The organism is Streptomyces sp. NPDC004721 (assembly GCF_053601495.1).
In genome coordinates, this window is sequence record NZ_JBSGBZ010000068.1 from 1 (window position 1) to 22,942 (window position 22,942).

Genomic DNA, 22,942 nt, shown 5'->3' on the forward strand with positions numbered 1-22,942 from the left:
GTACCGGTGCGTGATCGGGACGGCACCGCGCTGGCCGGCCTGTCGGTGTCGATGCCCAGCGTGCGCTACGACCCGCACCGCCTCCGATCCCTGGTGGCAACTCTGGACGCCGCCGCGCGCGCCCTGGAGACGGACCTGGCCGAGCGGTTCTGAACCTCGATTCACCTTACATCGAGACCACTCACCTTAAGTTGTGCGCATTTCATTGACGTGACGTAAAGCGAAGTGTCATTCTCCACGACACCACGCCGGACTCGCGACGTGCCCTCTCCCCCACCGCGTGCGCCGAGCCGAGCGCTTTCACGCTCTCGGGGCTCCTGCTTCCGGGACGTCCGCCTTCCCCAGCCAGGGAGAACAGCAATGACGCTCAACAACGGGACGACCACGTCCCAGGGCCCAACCGCGGGGGCCGCCCGGAGACCGGGCTACGCGGGAACACTGGCTGCCGCCTGCGGTGCGGTCTTCGTGGCCCAGGTCGCGAACGCGCTGCCGGCCTCGCTGCTCGGGCTCTTCCAGGAGGACCTGAAGACACACGGATCCCAACTGACCTGGATCACCGCCGCGTTCATGATCGCCGTGGTCTGCTTCGAGTTCACCTTCGGTGTCCTCGGTGACCTCTTCGGGCGGCGAAGGCTCGTCGTGGCCGGCACGGCCCTGGTCGCCGCCGGCAGCACCGTGGCCGCGCTCGCGCCCACCGTGCAGGTGCTGTGGGTCGGCGCCGCCCTCAACGGACTGGGCGCCGGCGCCATGTTCCCCGGCTCGCTCACCGCGATCACCGCCGTCACCCGCACCCTGCGGGAACGGGCACACGCGGTGGCACTCTGGAGCGGCTTCCTGTCCGCCGGCGCCGCCGTCTCACCTCTGCTCGGCGGCATGTTCGCCAAGGTCGGGTCGTGGCGCGGCTCCTTCTGGGTGCTCGTCGGACTCGCCCTGGTCAGCATGGTGCTCACCCTGGTGCTGGCCACGGAGTCGAAGGCACCCCAGGGCCGCAGGTTCGACGTGCCCGGCCAGATCACCTTCGCCGTCGGTCTCATCCTGGTGCTGTACGGCGCCGTCGAGGGGCCCGAGTCGGGCTGGATCACCCTGCCCGTCATGCTCTCCCTCGCCCTCGGCGCGGTTTTCCTCGCAGGGTTCATCGTGGTGGAACTGGGGGCCGAGTCCCCGATCTTCGACCTGAAGCTGTTCCGCAACCGGGCGTTCGCCGTGTCGTCCGTCGTCGCGGTCATCGGGATGCTCGCCTTCCTCGGCGCCTGCTTCGCGACGAGCATGTGGATGGGTCCCGTGCAGCACCAGGATCCGATGCGCGTCGGCATCCTCTTCCTGCTCCTGCAGGGGCCGGCCTTCGTACTCATCCCGGCCGTCTCGCGTCTCCTGCACCGGATCGCCGCGTCCTGGCTGCTGACCTCGGGATTCGCTCTGATGGCAGCCGGCTGCCTGCTGTTCACCCAACTGGACGTCAGAGACCCGGGATTCGGCGCGTTCGTCGCGCCCGCCCTGCTGATCGGCGTCGGTTTCGCCCTGACCGTCAGCTCGGTGACGGCCGTGGCGCTGAACAGCGTGCCCCTGAACCTGGCGGGCATGGCCAGCGCCACCACCAACATGCTGCGCGATCTCGGCTTCGTCCTCGGCCCCGTCGTCGTCGGCGCGGTCGCCCTCAGCAACGCGGGGTCGGCGTTCGCGGCGAACCTGTCCGGCGCGGACCTGCCGGCCGGTCAGCTGGCAGCGGCACGCGAGATCGCCGGGGCCGGAGGGCCCATCGCTGTGAACAGCCTGCCGCCCGGCGCCCCGGGATCCGCGGCACACGGCCTGGCCCTGGACGCCCTGGGCAGCGGCTTCAGCACCGCCTACCTGGTGTGCGGTGTGGCGGCCGCCGTCGCCGCGGCGCTGACCGCCTTCGGCATGATCGGCCTCCACGCCCGCGGTGCCGCCGGGCACGAGGTGACCGCGCCCGCGCTGCCCGGCCACGACGGCAGGTCCGAACCGGTTGCCGACGCCGCCCATCCCTGACCTCCAGTCTCCCGACTACGTCACCAGGACCATCGACGTGCACGGCCCGTCCGCCACACACAAGGCGGCGGGCGGGCCGTCACCGGTCGGGACGGAGCACGTCGGCGCAGCGCAATCGGTACAGCGGTTCTCCACCCCGCCAGGGTCACGGCACCGTACCTGCCTCGAGCGCCCGCCGTCAGTCCTCGCCGGCGGCCGGGCCCGTGTCGCGACGCAGGCCCACCACGGCGAGGAGGGCGCCCATAACGCACAGGACGGCGGTGACGAGAACGGCGGCGTGCACACCGTTCATGAAGGCGTTGCCGCTGCCCTCGACGACGGCGGCCCTGAGCGACGCGGGCATGCCGTCCGTGACCGGCGCAATGCCCATGGCCACGGCATCCTTGGCCTCCTCCAAACCGTGTGCCGCGGAGGCCGGCACCCCGGCGCCGGTCAGCTCCGCGGCGAGCGTGGCTCCGACCCGGCTGCTGATCAGCGAGACCAGAACGGACGTACCGAGGGCGCCGCCGATCTGCAGTGCGGTGGACTGCAGGCCGCTCGCCACACCGCCGTCCCGGACGGGCGCGTTGCCGACGATCGCGTCGGAGGAGGCCGACATGACCATGCCGACGCCCAGGCCGATCAGGACGAATGGCGGCCACATGGCCGCGTACGAGGCGTGCGCGTCCCAGGTCAACATCCACACGGAGGCCACCGCCTCCAGCAGCATGCCGGCCGGCATGGACAGGCGGGCGCCGAGCCGCTCGGTCAGCGCCGCGCCCAGCGGTGCCGCCACCACGGAGGCCAGGCTCAGCGGCAGAGTTCGCACACCCACCTCGACCGGGGGCAGGCCCCGGACGTTCTGCAGGTACAGCATCAGGAAAAAGATGACGCCGAGCAGCACGAAGAAGTTGATCGCGGTGACGAGCGCGCCGATGGTCAGCGCCGGACTGCGGAACAGTCGCATGGGCAGCAGCGGGTGCCGGACACGGGTCTCGTAGCAGCCGAAGAGCACCAGCAGGACCAGTCCGGCGGCGAGTGAGCCCAGAGTTCCCCCCGAGGCCCAGCCCCAGGTCTCACCCTTGATCACGCCGAAGACCACGGCGACCAGACCGAGCGCCAGCAGGATCACGCCGGGGATGTCGAAGCGGTGGTGGCCGGTGGAGTCCTTGCTCTGTGGCAGCACGAGCGCGCTGAAGACCAGGGTCGCGATGCCGATGGGCGCGTTGATGTAGAACACGGACTCCCAGTTGACGTGCTCTACCAGCAGGCCGCCGACGATCGGTCCGAGCGCGGTCGAGCAGGAGGCCACCATGGCCCACAGGCCCACCGCCGTGCCGAACTTGTGCGGCGGAAAGACAGCTCGCAGCAGGCCGAGGGTGTTGGGGATCAGCAGCGCGGCGCAGAGCCCCTGCAGCGCGCGGAAGGCGATCACGCCCTCGACGGAGCCGATCAGCCCGATCATGACGGAGGCCACGACGAAGCCCGCGACTCCGGCCATGTAGTACGTGCGCCGCCCGAACCGGTCACCCAGCTTGCCGCCCAGGATGAGGGCGGCGGCCATGGCGATGAGGTAGGAGTTGGTGACCCACTGCAGGTCGGCGGTGGACGCGTGCAGGCTACGGCCGATCTCCGGGTTCGCGATCGAGACCACGGATCCGTCGAGGTTGACCATGAAGAGACCGATCGCGACGGCGATCAGCGTCAGCCACGGATTGGAGCGCGGTCCCCGCTCGGCGCCCAGGGGCGACGGAGTGGGCAGGGTTGAGTGGTCCACGGCGGTGGAGGGCATGCAGGTGCCTTGTCTGTGGTGAGAACGTCGACAAGTCGACGAGATGGGTCAAGGTTTTCGGCACAGGCGGAGATATGGCGGCGTGCGGCCACCCACGGGGGGGGAGGGCCGCGGGGCAACGGCGCGGTCGACGTGCGGGCTGCGCACGGGACCGGGCGCTCGCGCCGGAGAACCGGTGCCGGAAGGTCAGTCGGCGGAGTAGAAGCGCCGGGTCAACGCCAGCAACGCGCCACAGGCCGAGCCGAGGGCGTCCTGCTCACCGTCGGTGAGGGTCTCGAGCAGACGCGCCATGTGGGCTTCCTTCAGCCCCCGCGCTTCCGCGAGTCGCTCCGCAGCCAGGGCCGTGGGGTGCAGATGAGCGATCCGCTTGTCGACGGCATCCCGCCTGCGCTCCAACAGGCCCAACTCGGTGAGCTGGGCGACGAGGGCGCTGACGTTGTTCGGCTTCATCAGCAGGGCGTCCGCCGCGTCACGTACCGTGACGCCCGGACGCTCCTCCACGAGCCGCAGCAGAGTGAGCTGCCCCTCCGGCAGCGTCGGGTGAGGGAAGTCCTGGACCACCCGCCGCTCGAGCGCCCTGTTCAGCACGGGCAGAACCGCCACGAGGACCGAGGCCACATGGTCGTTCTGCCTGCTGGAGGTGCTGGAGTCGGGCACGCGCCGACTATAGGTATGCCTATATACCTATGTCAACATAGGTAACTAACTGCCGTCGGCCGGCAAGAGGCCCGGGTGAAGGACCGTCGGCCACCTCGGACTCGCGGCTGATGACACACGGGAGGGGACAGCGGAGCTCCCGGCGTGACTACTTGGGCAGCGTCGTCTTGATCACGCGCCCCTGGGCGTCGTAGCTGGTCGTCCTGGTCACCTTGAGCCCGTCGGGGTCGGTCGCGGCACTCCCGTAATGCACCAGCCGGCCCGTGGTCGACGACTACCACCAGCCGGAAGCCAGCCGCTTGCCCCGCCGGACCGAAACGGTCCGGATCGCCCCGCTCACCTGCGAACAGACCAGGACGGCGCACCTGCCCGCGGTGAAGCGGGTCAGCTGTCCGGGGCTGTCTGCACCAAGGACTCGTACAAGGTCAACAGCTCGGTGGACAGGAAGGACGGCACCTCTCCGAGAGGTGCCGGTGCGGTCCCTGTGCGGATCGCGCCGGCAAGGGCCGCGAGCGCTCGGTGCAGCTGCTCGTCGCCGTGGGCACTGAACAGCGAGCGGGAAACCCCGCGTGCCGCCTCACTGCCGCTGCCGACCTGCTCCAGCGTCCAGCAGGCGGAGAGCACCCGGTAGGCCAGCCGTTGGGTGGCGACCACTGTGGGCCACATCAGCTCCGCGTCACTGCGCCGGACAACCGAGGAGTTGACGCTCGCGTCGTAGGCCTGGAGTACGCCAATGGCCTGCAGCTGAAGATCGCGTCGGGCCGCCCAGGCACCCGGGGTGGTGACTGCGCTCTCGGCCAGACGGTCCGATACGGCGCCGACTGCTTCCAGGGTGCGATTGATCGCTGCCGGGATGCGTGTCGCCGCCCCGACCCGCAGCGTCATCAGGAACACCGCGAATGCCACGGCGCAGCCGATAGCGGTGTCGACCCCGCGGGCGAGCAGCAGTCCACCGAGCCCGGAAACGCGCTGTCCGCCACTCACGATGGTCAGCGCGACGGTGGTGATGAAGATGACGGCCAGGGCGTAGTTGCGCACCACGAACATCTCGATGGCGAACTGCAGCAGCACGAGGGTCAGCGCAAGCCACAGCCCGTTGGGATGCGCAGTGAGCACGCCCAGCGCGAGAATCAGCCCGACCCAGGTGCCGACCAGACGCTCCAGGCCGCGCTGCACGGTGCGGAACCAGTCGAAGCCTTGGTGCAACATCAGCACCGCGGCTGCGAGGGCCCAGTAGGCGTGGTCCAGACTCAGGGCGGCGCCGATCATTCCGGCCACCAGGGCCGCAGCGCCAACCCGCAGGGTGACGAGGAGCTGTCCCGACCCGGCCATGACCGCTTGCCGCACCAGGCCGAGCGGCCCGGGGCCGCCGAGCGGGATCTCCTCCTCGCTGGCCACGGCACCAGCCGAGGACGGGTGCTGGGCCTGAGCGGCGAGTCGTCGTGCCCGGTCGGGTACGGCCGGGTCCATGGGTACGTCGCGGGCTGCGGCTCGCATGGCGTCGGCGAAGATCAGATGCAGTTCGCGGTTGAGTCGGCGCAGCCTGGACAACGTGCTGTCGGGGGTGGTGCGGATCGGCTGGTAGCTGACCAGCGCCGCCCATGACTCGTGCATCGCCAGAGCGGCCCAGTGCCGGGCGGTGTCCTGCCGGGGTGTGCCCACCGCCTCGGCGAACCGCGCCACCGCGTCACCGGCAGCCGCGACCGCGGACTTCTCCGGACCTCGCGGCCACAGCAGCGCGCCGGACATATGAACCAGCCAGGCGAAGCCACCGCCCGCCAGCACCAGCAGGCCGGTGTGCCACGGACTCAGGTGCCCCGCGTGCATCGCGGTGCCGGCGGCACAGGCGAGGGCGACCATGTAGGCCCCGGGAGGACCGACCGCCAGGGCATTGCACAGCAGGGTTGCCACCATCGCGATAAGGGCGACCACGAGCACGCCGACCCACACGACAGCGGCAGCCCACATGCCCATCCCGACCGCGAACGCCAGGGACGCCGCAATGAGCGCGAGCCTGCCCGCGCGATAGACGTAGGGCAGGGCACTGCCATACAACGCGGTGAAGCCACCGATCGTCGCCATGAGACCGGCCGCAGTGTCGCCGGCGGCCCAGCCGATCACGACCGGCACGCCCATGCACAGCCCCGCGCGTGCCGCGAACGGCCACCGCCGCCTCGCGTCACGCAACGCGAACAGGGAGCGGATCCCGATAGGGCGCGGCCCCGGCGCGGGCGGGATCGGCGCCAGTGACGCTGCCGGTCCTTGAGGCATGTTTCCAGGGCAGCACGGACAGCGTCCCGACGCTCGCCCTGCGCCCCCCGGGCATTGTGTCCTCCGCGAGAGCCGCCGTCCCGGCTCGACTGCCGCCCATCGCGCCACGGCTGCCGGGCCGCGCGGTGCAGGAGAGTTGCCGCGAGGCACCCGCCCATCCAGGTCACAGCACCAGGCATCTCTGTGGGCCGTCGCCGAACCGGGCGAGGAAGACCGAGGCTGACCAACGTTGGCAGACAGCGCTCACGCCACTGCAGGTCGAAAGCAAGTGGGCTCTCCTTGCCGAAAACCTCATCTGACCTGGTGGGAGGCGGTGTGCGTAGTTCAAGGAATCTTGGTGGCGGTTGCCGGGGCGGCGCTCTGGCGTGAGTGCCGAGAACGGCGGGAGCATGATCGATCGTGCTGCTAGGCCTACCTGGGTGTGACAAACGCGCTTGTCGTGCTGCGGTTGCTATCGATGTGCGAACGCGACAAGGACGTGGAGGTCCTGGCGCTGTGTCATGAGATCACGGTGCTGGAGCGGCAACTGGGTGGGGAAAGGCTGCGGTTCGGACCGAGCGATGGTGCGTGCCTGGCGGCGTTGCTGCACCGACTGCCGCGCGATGCACTGCGTCGACTGCGGTTGCTTGTGCGCCCGGACACGGTGCTGTGATGGCATTGCTACGGGTCGGGCGCCACCACGCGGCCCGTTCTCGGCTGAAGCGCTCGGGCCGGCCGCGCACTGTGCACTCCGTCCGCGCCCTGGCACTGCGCCTGGCTCGGGAGAATCCCACGTGGGGCTGCAGGAGGGTGCATGACGAACTGCTTGTGCCCGGGATCAAGGTGGCCGCTTGCACGGTATGGGAGATCCTGAAGGAGGCCGGGATCGATCCCGCGCCTGGATGCAGTTCCAGTACGTGGGCCGACTTCTTGCGCTCCCGGGCTGGTGTTCTGCTGGCCTGCGACTTCTTCGAAACGGTCACCCTGACCGGAGCGCGGCGAGGACGGGCGCGACGGGGTCCTGGCGGAGTCCGCAGTGGTGCCGACCGGCGCCGCGGCCAGGTCGACCAGGGGTGCGATTGGTGCGATGCCGGCCGTCGGGCGTGAGAGGTCGGCGGCGGTCCGGACCGTCAGCGCTCCGGCGGCGTCATCCCGCGAACCCAGCGCCTCCTTCCGGTAAAGCTCGTGGGCCGCGAGGAGGCTGTCCATGTCGAGTTGAACGCCCAGGCCGGATGCGTCGGGGACGGCGATTTCACCTTTGTCCACGGCCCGCGCCTGGCGGAAGACGGCCTCGGGCGGGATGGTCTTCGGATCGCAATCGACTACCCATGACGGGGATCGTGCCGCCCGAGGTGCCCTGAGGCGGCCGCTCATGTAAGCAGGAACTCCTGGCCCTGGAACGAGGATGCAGGCTGTGGAGGCGTGCGTGGAGCAGCGATTGGTCGCGGATCTCGACGATCTCACGGCGTTCCTGGCGCGGCTGGCCGGCCTGTTGCTGCGCTCGTCCGGCGAGGGCGCCCATCTCATCGAGCGAGCCGTGGCCGACAGTGCGCGTCCCTTCGGCGGCGTCGCGTCCCTGCTGCTGGTGCCGGAGGCAGCGGCGCTCACGGTCACCGCGGCGGACGGCAGTACCCGCACCGTCATCGTGCACGGCTTCCCAGAGGTCTTTCGCCTCGACCAGGTCGCCGCGCTCAAACCGTTCCTCGCCGAAGTGCGGGCAGGCCGGACCGGAATCGCGGAGGCCGATCGCAGATTGATGGAGATCGAGGCGGCGCCGGCACCGTACCCGTGGTGGCTGAAGTTCCTCGGCATCGTGCTGTTCGCGCTGGGTTTCGCACCGTTGATGCAGCCCACCTGGTACGAGATCGTCACCACGGCCGTGCTGGGCGCGGTCGCCGCTGCTCTCGCAGTCACCGCCGACCGTGTGCCCCGGCTGCACCGGTTCCTTCCGCTCGCGGTGTCGACGACGGTCTCCGTCGTCACGATCGGACTGTTCGCCAACAACCCTGCGCACGGGGGTCCCGTCCTGCTGATGCTCCCGGCGCTGTTCTATTTCATTCCCGGCGACTACCTGAGCGCGGCGACCGCCGAGCTGGCCGCCGGTCTGATCACCACCGGTGCGATACGGCTCGTCTACTCCGTCTTCCTACTGGTCCAGCTGTACGTCGGCGTCCTGCTCGGCGTCCTGTTCGCCGGCGCCTCCCCCCACGCCCTCTTCGACGTCGCCGCCCACTCCGACTTGCCTCGGTGGGCGCTGTTCTTGGCCTGGATCGTCTTCACAGCGGGCACCATGCTCGCCTTCGCGATCCCCTTGCGCTTCTTCTGGCCGCTGCTCCTGCTCGTCTACGTCACCGTCGGCGTGCAGTCGGCGCTCACGAAGCTCGCCGGGGAAACGGGCAGCACCTTCGTCGCCGCGGTCGTCCTCGCCGCTGCGGCCACGCTGATCGCGCGCGGGCCGCGCCATCCACCGCGGCTGATCCTGATCCTGCCCGGTTTCTTCACGCTCACCGTCGGCTCGCTCGGCATGCGCGGCCTGACCACTTTGGTCGGCGGCTACGTCGAGGGTTTCCAGGACCTGCTGAAGCTGGTCACGATCGTCACCGCCCTCGCCATCGGCCTCGTGGTCGGCGAAGCGCTCACGCAGGGGCACAGCGAAACCTAGGCGAGGCGGCACCATATGATCTACACCCTCTCGGGCCAAGCAAGCGGCGTTCCCCTATACGTCATTCGTCGACCCATGCCGCGGTCTGGGGCTTCTGCCACCAACGGCGCCCGCTGCTGCGACACCAATTCTCATCGCGTGTCACTGCGCGGCCTTCGAGCCGCCGTCGATGGGGATGGTCTGTCCAGTGATGGACTTGGCGCTGTCTGAGGCGAGGAAGAGGGCCAGTGCAGCGATGTCGTCGGGGTCGGTGAAGCGTTTGAGGGACTGGATGCTCAGGGCGTCAGCGGTAACATCCGCCAGGCTGCGGCCACTGACATCGGCCCGGCCCTGCAGGACCCGCTGAATGCGCTCGCCGGCGACGGCGCCGGGGGCGATCGCGTTGACGCGGACGCCTACGTCGCCGAGTTCGATGGCGAGGGTCTCGGTGAGGCCGGCCAATCCTCGCTTGGTAGTCGCATAGGGGCTGCGGTTCGGGTAGCCGTAGCGCCCGCCGAGGGAGCTCATGATGAGGATGACGCCGGCGTCGGACTTCTTCAGGAAGGGGATGGAGGGCCTGGTGACGTTGAAAGTGCCGGTAAGGTTCACGGCCAAGACCACTTCCCACTGGTCGAGGTCCATCTCCTCCATCGGACTGGTGGGTCCGGCGATGCCCGCTTGTTGACCAGCACGTCGATACCGCCGAGGGCCTGGACCGCTTCCTCGACGAAGACCTCGACCGAGCACCGGTCGGACACGTCGCAGACCGTCGCGGTTACGAACGAACGACCAACGACGACGAACGACTCGCTCCGAGGCTGAACTTTCACGGAACTGCGGACAGAGCCGTTTTCAAAGGTCCTCAATACCGCCAGGCCTTGTGGGTCCGGCGACCGTGCGTCCGCGGGGCGGTGTCATGCGCTCGAGCCGAGCGCGAGCGTGGGTCGTTCCAGCTCGAACCACACGGCCAGATCCAGGGTCCGCTCCAGGCCGTTGCGGTCCGCGGTCGTGACCCGGCCGGGCTCGACGGCGGTGACCTCCCGCAGCCGGCCTCGGTCGAGCAGGTCCAGAGCGGGACTGCCGTCCGACGAGAGCAGGTCGCGGACCTGTCTCTGCAGTGCCACCACGTACGCCGGGTCCTGAGTCGAGGGGTAGGGGCTCTTGACCCGCTCGACGACCGAACGCGGCAGAAGATCCTCGGTGGCCGCCCGGAGCAGGCTCTTCTCCCGGCCGTCGAAGGTCTTCAGCGACCACGGCGTGTTGAAGACGTACTCGACCAGGCGATGGTCGCAGAACGGGACGCGGACCTCCAGTCCGGTGGCCATGCTCAGCCGGTCCTTGCGGTCCAGCAGCATCCGCACGAAGCGGGTCAGGTGGAGGTAGCACACCTCGCGCATGCGGCGCTCCAACGGGTCGTTCTCCCCCTCCAGGCGTGGTACCTCTACCAGCGCCTCCTGATAACGCCGCTCCAGATAATCCCGCAGATCCAGACGTTCCCGCAGCTCGGGTTCGAGCAGCGAACCGCCACCACGGCCGTGCTGGCGCTCCAGAGCCGCCAGCCAGGGGAAGGTGCCGGCGTCCCGCACGGCGGGATCGTGGAACCATGCGTAGCCGCCGAAGACCTCGTCCGCCGACTCACCAGACAGCGCCACCGTGGAGTGCTCCCGGATCGCGCGGAAAAGCAGCAGCAGCGACTGGTCCATGTCGCCCAGGCCCAGGGGCAGGTCCCGGGACCGTACTGCGGCGGCGCGCACGCTTGGATCGGCCAGGCCTTCGGGGTCGAGCACGATGTCCTGGTGCTCGGTACCCGCGTGCGCCACGACGTCGTGGACGTAGGGGGTGTCTGGCGTGGAACGCAGACCGTCGGGGATGAAGTTCTCGCTCTGGCCGACGAAGTCGACGGCGAAGCTGCGCACCGTCTCCTTTCCGTGCATCTGCTCGGTGGCCAGTGCCGTGATCGCGCTGGAGTCCAGACCGCCCGAGAGCAGGACGCACCGCGGCACGTCGGAGACCAACTGGCGGCGGACGATGTCGTCGAGCAGCTCTCGCACCCGCGCCACGGTGTCCTGACGGCTGTCGGTGTGCTCGGCAGCACGCAGCTGCCAGTAGGGGCGGGCACGCAGGCCCGAGCGCTCGACGGTGACCACCGTGCCGGGCTCCACCTCCCTCATCCCCGCCCAGACGGCGTGGCCGGGGGTCTTGGCCCTGGAGAACAGCTCACGCAGGCCGTCCAGGTCGACACTGCGGGGCACCATGGGGTTGGCCAGGACGGCCTTGGGCTCGGAGCCGAACAGCACGCCGTCTTCGGTCGGGAAGTAGTACAGGGGCTTGATGCCCATGCGGTCGCGGATCAGGAGCAGCGACTTTGACCGTCCATCCCAGATCGCGAACGCGAACATGCCGTTGAGGTGTTCGGGGAGTTCGGCGCCCCATTCCAGATAGCCCCGCAGCACGACCTCGGTATCGCTGTCGGTGCGAAAGCGGTGCCCGCGGTGGCGCAGCTCGTCACGCAGCTCCGTGTAGTTGTAGGCCTCACCGGAATACACCAGCACGACATCGCCGTCCGGGGTGTCCTGCGTCATCGGCTGGACGCCGCCGGGCAGGTCGATGATGGCGAGCCGACGATGGCCCATGGCCGCGTGGCGGTCGAGCCAGAGGCCCTGTGCATCCGGTCCGCGGCAGGCCATCGTGGCGTTCATGGCCTCAGCGACGGGGCGTTCCTGCCGCAGGTCGCGCCCATAGGACACCCAACCGGAGATTCCGCACATGGGGGGCCTCCTCATCGTGGAGAAGCATGGAAAAATATCCAGCTTCGTGGAGATCCGCCCCCCGCAAGACGCTAACAGCGACCCCGGACCCGCGCAGCTCATGTCCTCTCGTCCCGCGGTGGCGCGCGCCGTAGGGGGTGCCGGCGCCCACCCTGGCCACCGCGCTGTTCGCCCGGTTCGGCTCCAGGGACCTGGACCACTTCTCCAACCAGGTCCTGTCGGCCATGCGCAAGGGCTTCGGCGGGCACGCGGAACGGCCGGCCGGATGAGCCCCCCTGATTACCGGCACCTGGCCCTGCTGTTCGACATCGATGGCACCCTGATCATCACCGGCGGGGCAGGGGCCCGGTCCTGGCGCCTGGCCTTCGACGAGCTGTACGGCATTCCCGCCGACATCGGCAAGTTCACCGACACCGGCATGACCGACCCCGACGTGGGCCGAAAGACCTTCGAGGCCGTACTGGGCCGCAAGCCCGAACGGCACGAGTTCGCCAGACTCCTGGAACGCCGCCTGCACTACCTGCGCCAGACCGTGAACGAGTCGGAGCACCACCGCGTGCTGCCCGGCGTCGAGGACCTGCTGCCCCGGCTGATCGACGGGGGATACCTGCTCGGCCTGATCACCGGCAACCTGGAGGCCGCCGCGCACATCAAGCTGCACCGCGTCGGCCTGAACCGGTTCTTCTCCTTCGGCGGCTACGGCTCGGACTCCAACGACCGCGCCGAGGTAACCCCCATCGCGATACGCCGGGGCTCTCCGGTCTACGGCGAGGACCTGAACCCGGACCGCTGCCTGGTCGTCGGCGACACCCCGCACGACGTGGCGGGCGCGCATGCGGCCGGGGTCGCCTGCGTCGGGGTGGCCAGCCGCAACTTCAACTCCACCCAGCTCGCCGAGGCCAAGGCCGACTGGGTCATCGAGTCGCTCAATGACGGCCTGCCCGACGAGGCCCTGGAATGATGGTCACGTCTTTTAAAGTTTCGTTAGGGCGCCTCCCTTGTGCATGGCGATGTGATCAGTTTTGTCGCTCTTGATCTCGTATTGTGGGTCGCTTTCAGTGCAGTGACGCACGTACCCTTTGTACTCCACGTCGTGCGTGTGTTTCTTGACGATAACTCCTTCAACGTATCCGGCTTCGGAGTTCCATCTGACATGGTCTCCAACCGTGAATTGCTTCACCATTCCCGTTCCTTTCTGGACGCGGGCCGAGCAGGCGCTTGGTCAGGGAAGTTGCGGATCGCACGAAGAGTCGTCGCCGACCTTCATCTCCCAGCTTAGATCGTCGATCGCCGCGAAGACCGGAGAGGTGAAATGATCGACTGAAGGTAATAATGAACTAAGACCCCACCACCTGGCGGGTCGAGGCGGCGGGTGGTGCGGACGTCGGAGGCTCGAGAAGGGGTGATGGTGCCATGCAGGAGGTGCGCGCGCGCCGCGTTTATGAGGAGGCCGGACCGTCCGACGGCAGGCGTGTATTGGTGGACCGGCTGTGGCCTCGCGGCCTGTCCAAGGAAAGGGCCCACTTGGACGAGTGGCTCAAGGCGGTGTCTCCGTCCGATGAGCTGCGCCGTTGGTACGGCCATCAGCCCTCCAAGTTCGCCGAGTTCAAGCGCCGTTACGAATCCGAGTTGACAGAACCGGACCGGGCCGAGGCTTTGGGCCACCTGCGTGATGAGGCACGGACCGGGCCTGTGACGTTGCTGACCGCGACAAAGGACCTCGAGCACAGCGAGGCGGAAGTTCTCGTGCAGCTAATACGTTCGGAGTAGGCCGCGGCTAGCGGCCGGGCCTGCTGAAGGGTGACCAAGGGCCCAGGTCGGTGTGTAACTCATCCAAGCTCAGCAAGCAGCTGCCCGCGGGCGGCGGCGACCACGGTCCGGGGCGCGATGCCGGCGATCAGGGCGGTGATCAGGACAATCACCACGACAGCGTACGCGGTGGCACCCGGGGGGCCTGGTGGCGGTCAGCCACAGCAGCGCGTCCGTGGCGCCGGCGGCGTAGGGGAAGCCCACAAGCCCGGTGAGAACCGGAGTCTGAGATATAGCGGTACGAAGCGGAGCTGGGCGAGCGCCATGAGTACCGCGCACCCGCCAAGCGCGGCGGCGGACTACCTGGCCAGCGACGCGGCGAGCTTCGTCCACGGCGTTCTGCTGCCCGTGGATGGTGGCCGCACAGCCGTCTGCTGACCCGCGCGCGGCCTGCCATCCAACGGCATGAAGAGGCAGGATGCGTCGAGTGCGCATTCAGGCATCGATCGGGCGCGTGTCGCCGTCCATGGCCAATGGCGGCCGGTAGGCGGGGAGCTGCTCGCCGAACTCCGCCATCCAGTCGTGATCGAGGAAGGAGTGCTGGCGGCCCGTCAGGGTGTGCCAGGGCTTGAGTCGTTCGACGTCTGGCCACCGAAGCCACCGGCACAGAACAGCACCACCCGCGCACCGTGCAACCTGGCGTGAGACGCTGCGCCGGGCCCTGGACCAGCTCCTGCTCCTGCCCGCGCCGGAACGCGACGCCCGTGCGGCCGTCGGTCCCTGAGCGCGGCCGGCCGGGGCGAATTCCGGGGCCGCTACCGCTCCAGCTGCGCCCGCAGCCACTCCTCCACCTCGCCGACGTGCGCGGCCGCGGCTGCCCGCGCGGCCTCCGGATCCCGGGCGGTCAGTGCCCGGTGGATCGCGGCGTGTTCGCGGCGGGTTCGGGCGAAGGCCCCCTCCTCCTGGTAGCCGCGCCAGACGCGGGCGCGGAAGGTGCGCGAGGACAGGCCGTCCAGGATCGCGGCCATCGTCTCGTTGCCCGCGGCCACAGCGATCTCCCGGTGGAAGGCGAGGTCGTGGGCGAGGATCTCCTCCGGATCGTCGGTGGCGTTCATCGCCGTCAGGTGTTTCTCCACCTCGGCGAGCTGGTCCGGGGTGATCCGGGCCGCCGCCAGCGCGGTCGCCGTCGACTCCAGGATGCGGCGCACCTCGAGCAGCTCCACCAGGCGCGGGCCTCGGGAGAGGTCGGCGACCACGCCGAACGTCTCCAGCAGGTCACCGGCCTCCAGCCGGGTGACGTAGATGCCCGAGCCGTGCCGGGCCTCCAGCACGCCGAGCACGGTCAGCGCGCGGATCGCCTCACGCATCGAACTGCGGGAGATGCCCAACTGGGCCGCGAGGTCCCGCTCGGTGGGCAGGCGCTGCCCGGGCTCCAGCAGGCCCTCGGTGATCATCGCCTTGATCCGCTCAATGGCGCGCTGCGTCACCGTGCCCTTCTGCGGAGCGGCCGCGGCGGTCTCCGGTTCCGTCTCCTCCGTAGCGGTTTCGTCCACGCCACTCCTCCTGTCACCGTGCGCCGCAGTCTAGCCATCGATGTGGTCGGACCACTACGGCCGGAAAGTGGGAAATCTTGGCGCAGTAGGGTGTTGAGGGCGCCAAGTGGTCTGATAAATATGCGGTCAACTGCTCGATTTCGCTCGATGAGGAGCCGACAGATGGCCGGCAGCACAGCGCGGAACGGACGGCAAGGCAGGCAGCGGCAAGGCAGGCGATTCTCCTCGTGGGCGGTGCGCGCGACGGCCGCGGCCGCCTGCGGCACCCTGGCGCTCACGGCATGCGGCAGCACCAAGGACAGCGGCGCGGCGGGCGCCAAAGGGGACGGCAACGGCAAGGTCGGGGTGATCCTGCCCCTGCTGACCTCGCCGTTCTGGCAGTCGTACAACGACTACGTGCCGAAGATGGCCACGTCCCAGGGCGTCGACGCACTGAAGACGGTCAACTCCAACAGTGACCCCTCGCAGCAGATCACCGACATCAACAACGAGCTCAACCAGGGCGTGAAGGGCCTCGTCGTCGCCCCGCTGGACAGCGCCGCCATCCAGGCCGGACTCGACCAGGCCGAGCGCAAGGGCGTCCCCGTGGTCGCCGTGGACGTGGCACCCGACAAGGGCAAGGTCGCCATGGTCGTGCGGGCCGACAACGTCGCCTACGGCGAGAAGGCCTGCCAGTACCTGGGCGCGCACATCAGCTCGGGCAAGGTCGTGCAGATCATGGGCGACCTCGCCTCGGTCAACGGCCGCGACCGCTCGGAGGCGTTCCGCTCCTGCGTGCGGAAGAACTTCCCCAAGTTGAAGGTGCTGGAGATCCCCGCCAAGTGGGAGTCCGACACCGCCGCCTCCAAGCTCGACACGCTCCTGAACGCCAACCCCGACATCAAAGGCATCTACATGCAGGCGGGCGGTGTCTACCTCGCGCCCACCCTGCAGACCCTGAAGTCCAAGAAGATGCTGAAGAAAGCGGGCACGCCCGGGCACATCGTCATCGTCTCCAACGACGGCATTCCACAGGAGTACGAGGCCATCCGCAAGGGCGAGATCGACGCCACCGTCTCACAGCCCGCCGACGCCTACGCCAAGTACGGCATGTACTACGTCAAGGCGGCGATGCAGGGCAAGACGTTCAAGCCGGGCCCCACCGACCACGATTCCACGATCGTCAAGCTGCCCAGCGGCATCCTGGAGGACCAACTGCCCGCGCCACTGGTCACCAAAGACAACGTCGACGACCCCAAACTCTGGGGCAACACGGTCCGATGAGCAGCCCCGACACCACCCCGCTGGTTCAGGCGCGGGGCATCGTCAAGCGTTACGGACCCACCGTCGCCCTCGCCGACGGCCGGCTCACCGTCCTGCCCGGCGAGTCCCACGCCCTCGTCGGCCGCAACGGCGCCGGCAAGTCCACCCTCGTCGCCGTGCTCACCGGCCTCCAGGCGCCCGACGAGGGCGAGGTCCGCTTCGACGGCGAGCCCGCGCCCGCACTCACCGACCGCGACGCCTGGCGCCGCAAGGTCGCCTGTGTGTACCAGAAACCGACGGTCATTCCGGAACTGACGGTCGCGGAGAACCTGTTCATCAACCGCCAGCCCACGGGCCGCGGACGCCTCATCAGCTGGCGCCGGCTGAGGAAGCAGGCCGCCGACCTCCTCGATACCTGGGACGTGCACGTCGACCCGGAGGCCCGTACCTGCGAACTCCGGGTCGAGGACCGGCAGATGGTCGAGATCGCTCGGGCGTTGAGCTTCGGCGCGCGGTTCATCGTCCTCGACGAGCCAACCGCCCAGCTCGACAACCGCGAGATCGAGCGGCTGTTCACGCGGATGCGCGCTCTGCAGGCCTCGGGCGTCACCTTCCTGTTCATCTCACACCACCTCCAGGAGGTGTACGAGGTCTGTCAGACCGTCACCGTGCTGCGCGACGCCCGCTGGATCACAACCGCGCCGGTCGCCGACCTGTCGCGCGCGGCCCTGGTCGAGGCGATGGCGGGAGAGTCGGTCACGGAGCACGAGCGCCGGCACGTACGCGACGCGAGCACCGTCGGCACCCCCGTGGTGCTCGACGCGCGCGGGCTCACTTCCGAGGCGTACGCGGACGTCGACCTCACCGTCCGCGGTGGCGAGGTCGTCGGACTCGCCGGCTCCAGCGGCAGCGGCAAGATCGAGCTGGCCGAGACCTTCGCCGGCCTGTACACCCCGACCGGCGGGACCGCCGAACTCGACGGCAGGGAACTCCCGTTCGGCGATGTGCGGGCCGCGCTCAGGGCGGGCGTCGGCTGTGTGCCCCGCGACCGGCACGAACAGGGACTGGTCGCCGGCATGACGGTCGGCGACAACGCCACCATGAGCGTGCCGGACCGGCTCGGCCGCTTCGGTTTCGTCTCCACCGACACCAAACGCGGTGTCGCCGGCGAGCTGATCGAGCGCCTCGGCATCCATACCGAGGGCCCCGAACAGCCCGTGGCGGACCTGTCCGGCGGCAACGCGCAGAAGGTCGTCATGGCCCGCGCCCTCGCCTCCGACCCGCACCTGCTCGTGCTCATCAACCCCACCGCCGGCGTCGACGTGAGGTCCAAGGAGTCACTGCTGGCACGGATGGACAACGCCCGCGAGGACGGCACCGCCGTCCTCGTCGTCTCCGACGAACTCGACGACCTGCGCCGCTGCGACCGCGTCCTCGTCCTCTTCCACGGCCACGTCGTCGCCGAGCACCAGGCGGGCTGGCGCGACCACGAGCTGATCGCCTCCATAGAAGGAGTTGACCATGGCTGACACCAAGGCGGCTGCCCCGCTCGCGCCGCCACGCGCCGCCGCCGCGGGTTCGGCCAGGACGGTCCTGCTGCGCCGGGCCCGCGAACTCGCCCTGCTGCCCGCTCTGTTGCTGCTGATGGTGCTCGGCACGGTCGTCAACGACTCGTTCCTCACCGAGCGCAACCTGATCTCGATCCTCGGCGCCTCCGCCGCACTCGCCATGGTCGTGCTCGCCGAGTCGCTGGTGCTGATCAGCGGCAAGTTCGACCTGTCCCTGGAGTCGGTCGTCGGTATCGCGCCGGCCGTGGGCGCCCTCCTGGTGCTCCCCTCGGTCCAGTCCGGATGGGGCGTGAAGTTCCCGGCGCCGCTCGCCCTGCTCGCGATCCTGGTGGTGGGCGCGGTCGTCGGCCTCTTCAACGGCGTCCTCGTCGTCAGGTTCAAGCTCAACGCCTTCATCGTGACCCTGGCGATGTTGATCGTGCTGCGCGGTCTGCTGGTCGGCGCCACCAAGGGCAAGACGCTGTTCGGCATGCCCGACAGCTTCTACTCCCTGGCCACCACCACCTTCCTGGCCATCCCGTTGTCGGTGTGGCTGGCCGCCGTCGCCTTCTCGGTCGCCGGGCTGTTGCTGAAGTACCACCGCATCGGACGGGCCCTGTACGCCATCGGCGGCAACGCGGAGGCGGCCCGCGCGGCCGGCATCCGCGTCGAGCGGGTCATGCTCGGCGTGTTCGTCGTCGCGGGCGTCCTGGCCTCGGCGGGCGGGATCATGCAGACCGGCTACGTCGGCGCGATCAGCGCCAACCAGGGCCAGAACATGATCTTCACAGTGTTCGCGGCAGCGGTGATCGGCGGTATCAGCCTGGACGGCGGCAAGGGCACCATGTTCGGCGCCCTGACCGGGGTACTTCTGCTCGGTGTCGTGCAGAACCTGCTCACCCTCGCCCAGGTGCCGTCGTTCTGGATCCAGGCCATCTATGGCGGAATCATCCTGGTCGCGCTCATGATCGCCCGTGTGACGACGGGCCGTGCCCAGGACTGACCCGCCGGTTCTCCCGTCACCGACCGAAAGGCCATCCGTGTCTGCGACGCCCGCCCGCATCATCGCGGTCGACACCCACGACATCCGCTTCCCCACCTCGCGCGAGCTCGACGGCTCCGACGCCATGAACCCGGACCCCGACTACTCGGCGGCCTACGTCGTGCTGCGCACGGATGAGGACGGCGGAGCGGAGGGACACGGCTTCACCTTCACCATCGGGCGGGGCAACGACGTCCAGGTCGCCGCGATCCACGCGCTGCGCCACCACGTGGTCGGACGCCTGGTCGACGAGGTGTGCGGCGACCCCGGCTCACTCTTCCGGGACCTGATCGGCGACAGTCAACTGCGCTGGCTGGGACCGGAGAAGGGCGTGATGCACATGGCGATCGGCGCGGTCGTCAACGCCGTGTGGGACCTCGCCGCCAAGCGCGCGCAGCAGCCCCTGTGGCGGCTGCTCGCCGAGGCCGACCCCGAGTGGCTGGTGAGCCAGATCGACTTCCGCTACATCACCGACGCGCTCACCCCCGAGGAGGCACTCCAGATCCTGCGCCGTGGCCGGGAGAGCGCGAAGGAGCGCACGACGCGCCTGCTCCAGCGTGGCTACCCCGCCTACACGACCTCGGCGGGCTGGCTCGGCTACGACGACGACAAGCTCAGCCGGCTCGCCGCCCAGGCCGTTGCCGACGGATTCACCCAGATCAAGCTGAAGGTCGGTGCGGACCTCGACGACGACGTGCGCCGCTGCCGGGTGGCCCGCACGGTCGTCGGGCCGGACGTCCGCATCGCCATTGACGCCAACCAGCGCTGGGGCGTGGCCGAGGCGATCCGCTGGACCAGGGCGCTCGCCGAGTTCGACCCGTACTGGATCGAGGAACCCACCAGCCCCGACGACATCCTCGCCCACGCGGCGGTCCGCGAGGCCGTGGCCCCTGTGAAGGTCGCCACCGGCGAGCACGTGCACAACCGCATCGTCTTCAAGCAGATGCTCCAGGCAGGCGCCCTCGACGTACTCCAGATCGACGCGGCCCGCGTCGCCGGCGTCAACGAGAACCTCGCGATCCTGCTGCTGGCCGCCAAGTACGGAGTCCCCGTCTGCCCGCACGCGGGCGGGGTCGGCCTGTGCGAACTCGTGCAGCACCTGTCGATGTTCGACTACGTCGCGATCTCCGGCACCACCGAGGACCGCGTCATCGAGTACGTCGACCACCTCCACGAGCACTTCCTGAACCCGGTGGTGATCCAGGACGGCCACTACGCGGCCCCCACCACCCCGGGCTTCTCGGCCGCCATGCGGCCGGAGTCCATCGCGCGGTACACCTTCCCCGGCGGCTCCTTCTGGGCCGCCGACCCCGACCTGCAGAAGGGACATGCGGCATGAGCGACTTCCAGGGACTCAGGGCGCTGGTGACGGGAGGCGCCTCCGGTATCGGCAGGGCGAGTGCCGAGCTGCTCGCCGAGCGGGGCGCGCAGGTCGCCGTCCTGGACCTGGACCCGTCGTCCGTGGTGAAGCCGTTGCTCGCCTTCCGGGCCGACGTCACCGACGACACCTCGGTGCGCAGGGCCGTCGAGCAGGCCGCCGAGGCCCTCGGGGGACTCGACGTCCTGGTGAACAACGCGGGCATCGGCGCCCAGGGCACCGTCGAGGACAACGACGACGAGGAGTGGCGCCGCGTCTACGACGTCAATGTCCTCGGCATGGTCCGCACCGCCCGCGCCGCCCTGCCGCACCTGCGCGCCTCCTCGCACGCGGCGATCGTCAACACCTGCTCCATCGCGGCCACCGCCGGCCTGCCCCAGCGCGCCCTCTACAGCGCCACCAAGGGTGCCGTGTACTCCCTCACCCTCGCCATGGCCGCCGACCACGTCCGCGAGGGCATCCGCGTGAACTGCGTCAATCCCGGCACGGTGGACACACCGTGGGTCGGACGCCTGCTGGACGCCGCCCCCGACCCGGCCGCCGAGCGCGCCGCGCTGGAAGCCCGCCAGCCCACGGGCCGGCTCGTCACCGCCGCCGAAGTCGCGGGCGCCATCGCCTATTTGGCCAGCCCCCTGTCCGGCGCCACGACCGGTACCGCACTCGCCGTCGACGGCGGCATGCAGGGCCTGCGGCTGCGCCCGGCGGGCCGGTGACCTCCCTGGGCCGCAGCGGTGTCGAGGTCAGCCCGCTGGGTTTCGGCGCCGCCGGGATCGGCAACCTCTACCGGCACGTCGACGGCGAGGAGGCGCACGAAGCGGTGGCCGCCGCCTGGGAACGGGGCATCCGCTACTTCGACACCGCCCCGCACTACGGCCTGGGCCTGTCCGAACGCCGCCTCGGCTCGGCCCTGCGGGAATACGACCGCGCCCACTACACGGTCTCCACCAAGGTGGGCCGTCGCCTGGAGCCCGCCGACAGCACGGGCGACGACCTGGCCAACGGCTTCGCGGTACCCGCCACACACCACCGCGTCTGGGACTTCAGCGCCGACGGCATCCGCCGCAGCCTGGAGGCGAGCATGGGCCGCCTCGGCCTGGACCGCCTAGATGTCGTCTACCTCCACGATCCCGACGACCACGCCGAGCAGGCCTTCCGCGAGGGCTACCCGGCGCTGGAGAAGCTCCGTTCCGAAGGCGTGGTCGGGGCGATCGGCGCCGGCATGAACCAGTCCGCGATGCTCACCCGCTTCGTCCGCGACACTGACGTCGACGTGGTGCTGTGCGCCGGCCGCTACACCCTCCTCGACCAGAGCGCCCTCGCCGACCTGCTCCCGACCGCCGCCGAGCGCGGCACGCCGGTCGTCGTCGGAGGCGCCTTCAACTCCGGTCTGCTGGCGCACCCGACGCCGGCATCGACGTACGACTACGCCAGAACGCCCCAGGAGATGCTGGACCGGGCGCTGCGGCTGCAGGCGGTCGCCGGGCGGCATGGCGTCACCCTGCGTGCCGCCGCCCTTGCCTTCTGCTCCGCACACCCCGCCGTGGCCAGCGTTCTGGTGGGTGTCGGCTCAGCCGCCGAAGTGCGCGACTGCGCAGAGCAGTTCGCAATCCACGTCCCGTCCGCCTTCTGGCGGGAACTGCGCGAGACGGGCCTGATGCCCACCCAGGAGTCGTCATGAGAGTCGCCCTGCACACCAAGGTCCGGCCCGACCGGATCGCCGACTACGAGGCCGCACACCGGGAGGTCCCGGCCGAGCTGACCGCCGCCATCCGCGCCGCCGGTGCCACCTCCTGGACGATCTGGCGCAGCGGCGGCGACCTCTTCCACCTGTTGGAGTGCGAGGACTACCCCAGCCTCCTCGCCCAACTGGAGCGGCTGCCGGTCAACATCGCCTGGCAGGCCCGTATGGCCGAGCTGCTCGACGTCGTGCACGACTACTCCCGCGGGGGCGCCGACGCGGGGCTGCCCGTCGTGTGGGAGCTGCCGTGACGCTGGCCCCGGCCACCGGGCACGGTGATCGCGGATGTCGTGGGCTGGACCGACCACCCGCCCCGACGTCGACGACGAACTCGCCCGCCTGCGCGCACTGCTTGACGGCCGCTTCCTGAAGGGCAGCCGGCCTGCGCGGAGGCGGCCGCGATCCTCCCCGGACCGTGTGTGAACGGGATGATGGCGACGCCGGGCTGGACGCGCGCCTCGCGCGACAGCGCCTCGTCGAGGATCTTGGCAAACTGCTCCTCGGACTCGACCCGGTAGCCGTGGACGCCGAAGGCCGCGGCGTAGTGAGCGATGTCGTAGTCGCCGAGTTGGACACCCGAAGTCCGCCCGTGGTGCACC

The 22,942-nt window shown here is 69.7% G+C and carries 22 protein-coding genes; 14 read left to right on the top strand and 8 right to left on the bottom strand.

Annotated features, from left to right (window positions below; translation table 11 throughout):
* The first annotated feature begins 6 nt into the window (after window positions 1–6).
* Together ACWEK3_RS36285 and ACWEK3_RS36290 are read left to right on the top strand one after the other, a co-directional pair.
* On the top strand, window positions 7–153 hold the full coding sequence (locus ACWEK3_RS36285; protein WP_450547619.1) for a hypothetical protein: 147 nt from the start codon (window positions 7–9) through the stop codon (window positions 151–153).
* Between the two features lie 207 nt (window positions 154–360).
* Complete coding sequence (locus ACWEK3_RS36290; protein WP_450547618.1) at window positions 361–2,007, top strand: MFS transporter; 1,647 nt, start codon at window positions 361–363, stop codon at window positions 2,005–2,007.
* Window positions 2,008–2,185: 178 nt separating this feature from the next.
* On the opposite strand, the gene ACWEK3_RS36295 is transcribed toward ACWEK3_RS36290, so the two are convergent.
* The 3 genes from ACWEK3_RS36295 to ACWEK3_RS36305 all read right to left on the bottom strand — a co-directional run bounded on the left by ACWEK3_RS36295 (window position 2,186) and on the right by ACWEK3_RS36305 (window position 6,622).
* Entirely contained in the window at window positions 2,186–3,778 is a 1,593-nt protein-coding gene (locus ACWEK3_RS36295; protein WP_450547617.1) for an MFS transporter, read from the bottom strand.
* 186 nt (window positions 3,779–3,964) lie between these two features.
* Window positions 3,965–4,435, bottom strand: coding sequence for a MarR family winged helix-turn-helix transcriptional regulator (locus tag ACWEK3_RS36300; RefSeq protein WP_390728918.1), 471 nt, complete (start codon window positions 4,433–4,435; stop codon window positions 3,965–3,967).
* Between the two features lie 384 nt (window positions 4,436–4,819).
* Window positions 4,820–6,622: an FUSC family protein gene (locus tag ACWEK3_RS36305; protein ID WP_453251643.1), complete on the bottom strand. Its 1,803-nt coding sequence runs from the start codon at window positions 6,620–6,622 to the stop codon at window positions 4,820–4,822.
* 505 nt (window positions 6,623–7,127) lie between these two features.
* On the opposite strand from ACWEK3_RS36305, the gene ACWEK3_RS36310 reads away from it, so the two are divergent.
* Together ACWEK3_RS36310 and ACWEK3_RS36315 are read left to right on the top strand one after the other, a co-directional pair.
* Window positions 7,128–7,358, top strand: coding sequence for a hypothetical protein (locus tag ACWEK3_RS36310; protein ID WP_390876971.1), 231 nt, complete (start codon window positions 7,128–7,130; stop codon window positions 7,356–7,358).
* Between the two features lie 753 nt (window positions 7,359–8,111).
* The gene (locus tag ACWEK3_RS36315) at window positions 8,112–9,347 is read left to right on the top strand and encodes a threonine/serine exporter family protein (RefSeq protein ID WP_453251644.1); all 1,236 of its coding nucleotides are present in this window, start codon (window positions 8,112–8,114) and stop codon (window positions 9,345–9,347) included.
* A gap of 141 nt (window positions 9,348–9,488) precedes the next feature.
* Here the strand turns inward: ACWEK3_RS36315 and ACWEK3_RS36320 are convergent, their stop codons facing one another.
* Window positions 9,489–9,968, bottom strand: coding sequence for an SDR family oxidoreductase (locus ACWEK3_RS36320; RefSeq protein ID WP_453251645.1), 480 nt, complete (start codon window positions 9,966–9,968; stop codon window positions 9,489–9,491).
* Between the two features lie 272 nt (window positions 9,969–10,240).
* On the bottom strand, window positions 10,241–12,094 hold the full coding sequence (gene asnB, locus ACWEK3_RS36325) for an asparagine synthase (glutamine-hydrolyzing) (protein WP_453251646.1): 1,854 nt from the start codon (window positions 12,092–12,094) through the stop codon (window positions 10,241–10,243).
* 137 nt (window positions 12,095–12,231) lie between these two features.
* Here asnB and ACWEK3_RS36330 point away from each other — a divergent pair, with 137 nt between their 5' ends.
* Both ACWEK3_RS36330 and ACWEK3_RS36335 read left to right on the top strand, forming a co-directional pair.
* A complete protein-coding gene (locus tag ACWEK3_RS36330) occupies window positions 12,232–12,363 on the top strand; it encodes a hypothetical protein (RefSeq protein WP_390876967.1) in 132 nt (43 codons plus the stop codon).
* Entirely contained in the window at window positions 12,360–13,055 is a 696-nt protein-coding gene (locus tag ACWEK3_RS36335; protein ID WP_453251647.1) for an HAD family hydrolase, read from the top strand. The genes ACWEK3_RS36330 and ACWEK3_RS36335 overlap by 4 nt, the downstream gene beginning before the upstream one ends.
* A gap of 12 nt (window positions 13,056–13,067) precedes the next feature.
* Here ACWEK3_RS36335 and ACWEK3_RS36340 read toward each other — a convergent pair whose 3' ends face one another.
* Window positions 13,068–13,277: a DUF2945 domain-containing protein gene (locus ACWEK3_RS36340; RefSeq protein WP_450544748.1), complete on the bottom strand. Its 210-nt coding sequence runs from the start codon at window positions 13,275–13,277 to the stop codon at window positions 13,068–13,070.
* 230 nt (window positions 13,278–13,507) lie between these two features.
* On the opposite strand from ACWEK3_RS36340, the gene ACWEK3_RS36345 reads away from it, so the two are divergent.
* Window positions 13,508–13,864, top strand: a complete 357-nt coding sequence (locus ACWEK3_RS36345) for a DUF488 domain-containing protein (RefSeq protein WP_450544750.1) — start codon at window positions 13,508–13,510, stop codon at window positions 13,862–13,864.
* A gap of 794 nt (window positions 13,865–14,658) precedes the next feature.
* On the opposite strand, the gene ACWEK3_RS36350 is transcribed toward ACWEK3_RS36345, so the two are convergent.
* Window positions 14,659–15,396, bottom strand: coding sequence for a FadR/GntR family transcriptional regulator (locus tag ACWEK3_RS36350; RefSeq protein WP_384436912.1), 738 nt, complete (start codon window positions 15,394–15,396; stop codon window positions 14,659–14,661).
* Between the two features lie 162 nt (window positions 15,397–15,558).
* On the opposite strand from ACWEK3_RS36350, the gene ACWEK3_RS36355 reads away from it, so the two are divergent.
* From ACWEK3_RS36355 to ACWEK3_RS36385, 7 genes are read left to right on the top strand one after another with little or no spacing between them, the layout of a single operon-like run.
* Window positions 15,559–16,659, top strand: coding sequence for a sugar ABC transporter substrate-binding protein (locus ACWEK3_RS36355; protein ID WP_450544752.1), 1,101 nt, complete (start codon window positions 15,559–15,561; stop codon window positions 16,657–16,659).
* Window positions 16,656–18,167, top strand: coding sequence for a sugar ABC transporter ATP-binding protein (locus ACWEK3_RS36360; RefSeq protein WP_453251648.1), 1,512 nt, complete (start codon window positions 16,656–16,658; stop codon window positions 18,165–18,167). Before ACWEK3_RS36355 ends, ACWEK3_RS36360 begins: the two co-directional genes overlap by 4 nt.
* Window positions 18,160–19,188: an ABC transporter permease gene (locus ACWEK3_RS36365; protein ID WP_390728904.1), complete on the top strand. Its 1,029-nt coding sequence runs from the start codon at window positions 18,160–18,162 to the stop codon at window positions 19,186–19,188. Before ACWEK3_RS36360 ends, ACWEK3_RS36365 begins: the two co-directional genes overlap by 8 nt.
* Before the next feature lie 37 nt (window positions 19,189–19,225).
* Complete coding sequence (locus ACWEK3_RS36370) at window positions 19,226–20,566, top strand: L-fuconate dehydratase (protein ID WP_453251649.1); 1,341 nt, start codon at window positions 19,226–19,228, stop codon at window positions 20,564–20,566.
* Window positions 20,563–21,318: an SDR family NAD(P)-dependent oxidoreductase gene (locus ACWEK3_RS36375; protein ID WP_453251650.1), complete on the top strand. Its 756-nt coding sequence runs from the start codon at window positions 20,563–20,565 to the stop codon at window positions 21,316–21,318. The genes ACWEK3_RS36370 and ACWEK3_RS36375 overlap by 4 nt, the downstream gene beginning before the upstream one ends.
* A complete protein-coding gene (locus ACWEK3_RS36380; RefSeq protein ID WP_453251651.1) occupies window positions 21,315–22,283 on the top strand; it encodes an aldo/keto reductase in 969 nt (322 codons plus the stop codon). Before ACWEK3_RS36375 ends, ACWEK3_RS36380 begins: the two co-directional genes overlap by 4 nt.
* Complete coding sequence (locus ACWEK3_RS36385; protein ID WP_453251652.1) at window positions 22,280–22,594, top strand: L-rhamnose mutarotase; 315 nt, start codon at window positions 22,280–22,282, stop codon at window positions 22,592–22,594. The genes ACWEK3_RS36380 and ACWEK3_RS36385 overlap by 4 nt, the downstream gene beginning before the upstream one ends.
* On the opposite strand, the gene ACWEK3_RS36390 is transcribed toward ACWEK3_RS36385, so the two are convergent.
* Window positions 22,540–22,941, bottom strand: coding sequence for a thiamine pyrophosphate-dependent enzyme (locus ACWEK3_RS36390; protein ID WP_450544764.1), 402 nt, complete (start codon window positions 22,939–22,941; stop codon window positions 22,540–22,542). The two genes, ACWEK3_RS36385 and ACWEK3_RS36390, sit on opposite strands and share 55 nt — an antisense overlap.
* Between the last annotated feature and the right edge of the window lies 1 nt (window position 22,942).

What these genes read in the sequence shown, in the direction of transcription:
- ACWEK3_RS36365 (WP_390728904.1), top strand. Translation starts at nt 18,160, where the DNA reads ATGGCTGACACCAAGGCGGCTGCCCCGCTCGCGCCGCCACGCGCCGCC.
- ACWEK3_RS36355 (WP_450544752.1), top strand. Translation starts at nt 15,559, where the DNA reads ATGGCCGGCAGCACAGCGCGGAACGGACGGCAAGGCAGGCAGCGGCAA.
- ACWEK3_RS36375 (WP_453251650.1), top strand. Translation starts at nt 20,563, where the DNA reads ATGAGCGACTTCCAGGGACTCAGGGCGCTGGTGACGGGAGGCGCCTCC.
- ACWEK3_RS36290 (WP_450547618.1), top strand. Translation starts at nt 361, where the DNA reads ATGACGCTCAACAACGGGACGACCACGTCCCAGGGCCCAACCGCGGGG.
- ACWEK3_RS36385 (WP_453251652.1), top strand. Translation starts at nt 22,280, where the DNA reads ATGAGAGTCGCCCTGCACACCAAGGTCCGGCCCGACCGGATCGCCGAC.
- asnB (WP_453251646.1), bottom strand. Translation starts at nt 12,094, where the DNA reads ATGTGCGGAATCTCCGGTTGGGTGTCCTATGGGCGCGACCTGCGGCAG.
- ACWEK3_RS36295 (WP_450547617.1), bottom strand. Translation starts at nt 3,778, where the DNA reads ATGCCCTCCACCGCCGTGGACCACTCAACCCTGCCCACTCCGTCGCCC.
- ACWEK3_RS36340 (WP_450544748.1), bottom strand. Translation starts at nt 13,277, where the DNA reads ATGGTGAAGCAATTCACGGTTGGAGACCATGTCAGATGGAACTCCGAA.
- ACWEK3_RS36335 (WP_453251647.1), top strand. Translation starts at nt 12,360, where the DNA reads ATGAGCCCCCCTGATTACCGGCACCTGGCCCTGCTGTTCGACATCGAT.
- ACWEK3_RS36360 (WP_453251648.1), top strand. Translation starts at nt 16,656, where the DNA reads ATGAGCAGCCCCGACACCACCCCGCTGGTTCAGGCGCGGGGCATCGTC.
- ACWEK3_RS36320 (WP_453251645.1), bottom strand. Translation starts at nt 9,968, where the DNA reads ATGGACCTCGACCAGTGGGAAGTGGTCTTGGCCGTGAACCTTACCGGC.
- ACWEK3_RS36345 (WP_450544750.1), top strand. Translation starts at nt 13,508, where the DNA reads ATGCAGGAGGTGCGCGCGCGCCGCGTTTATGAGGAGGCCGGACCGTCC.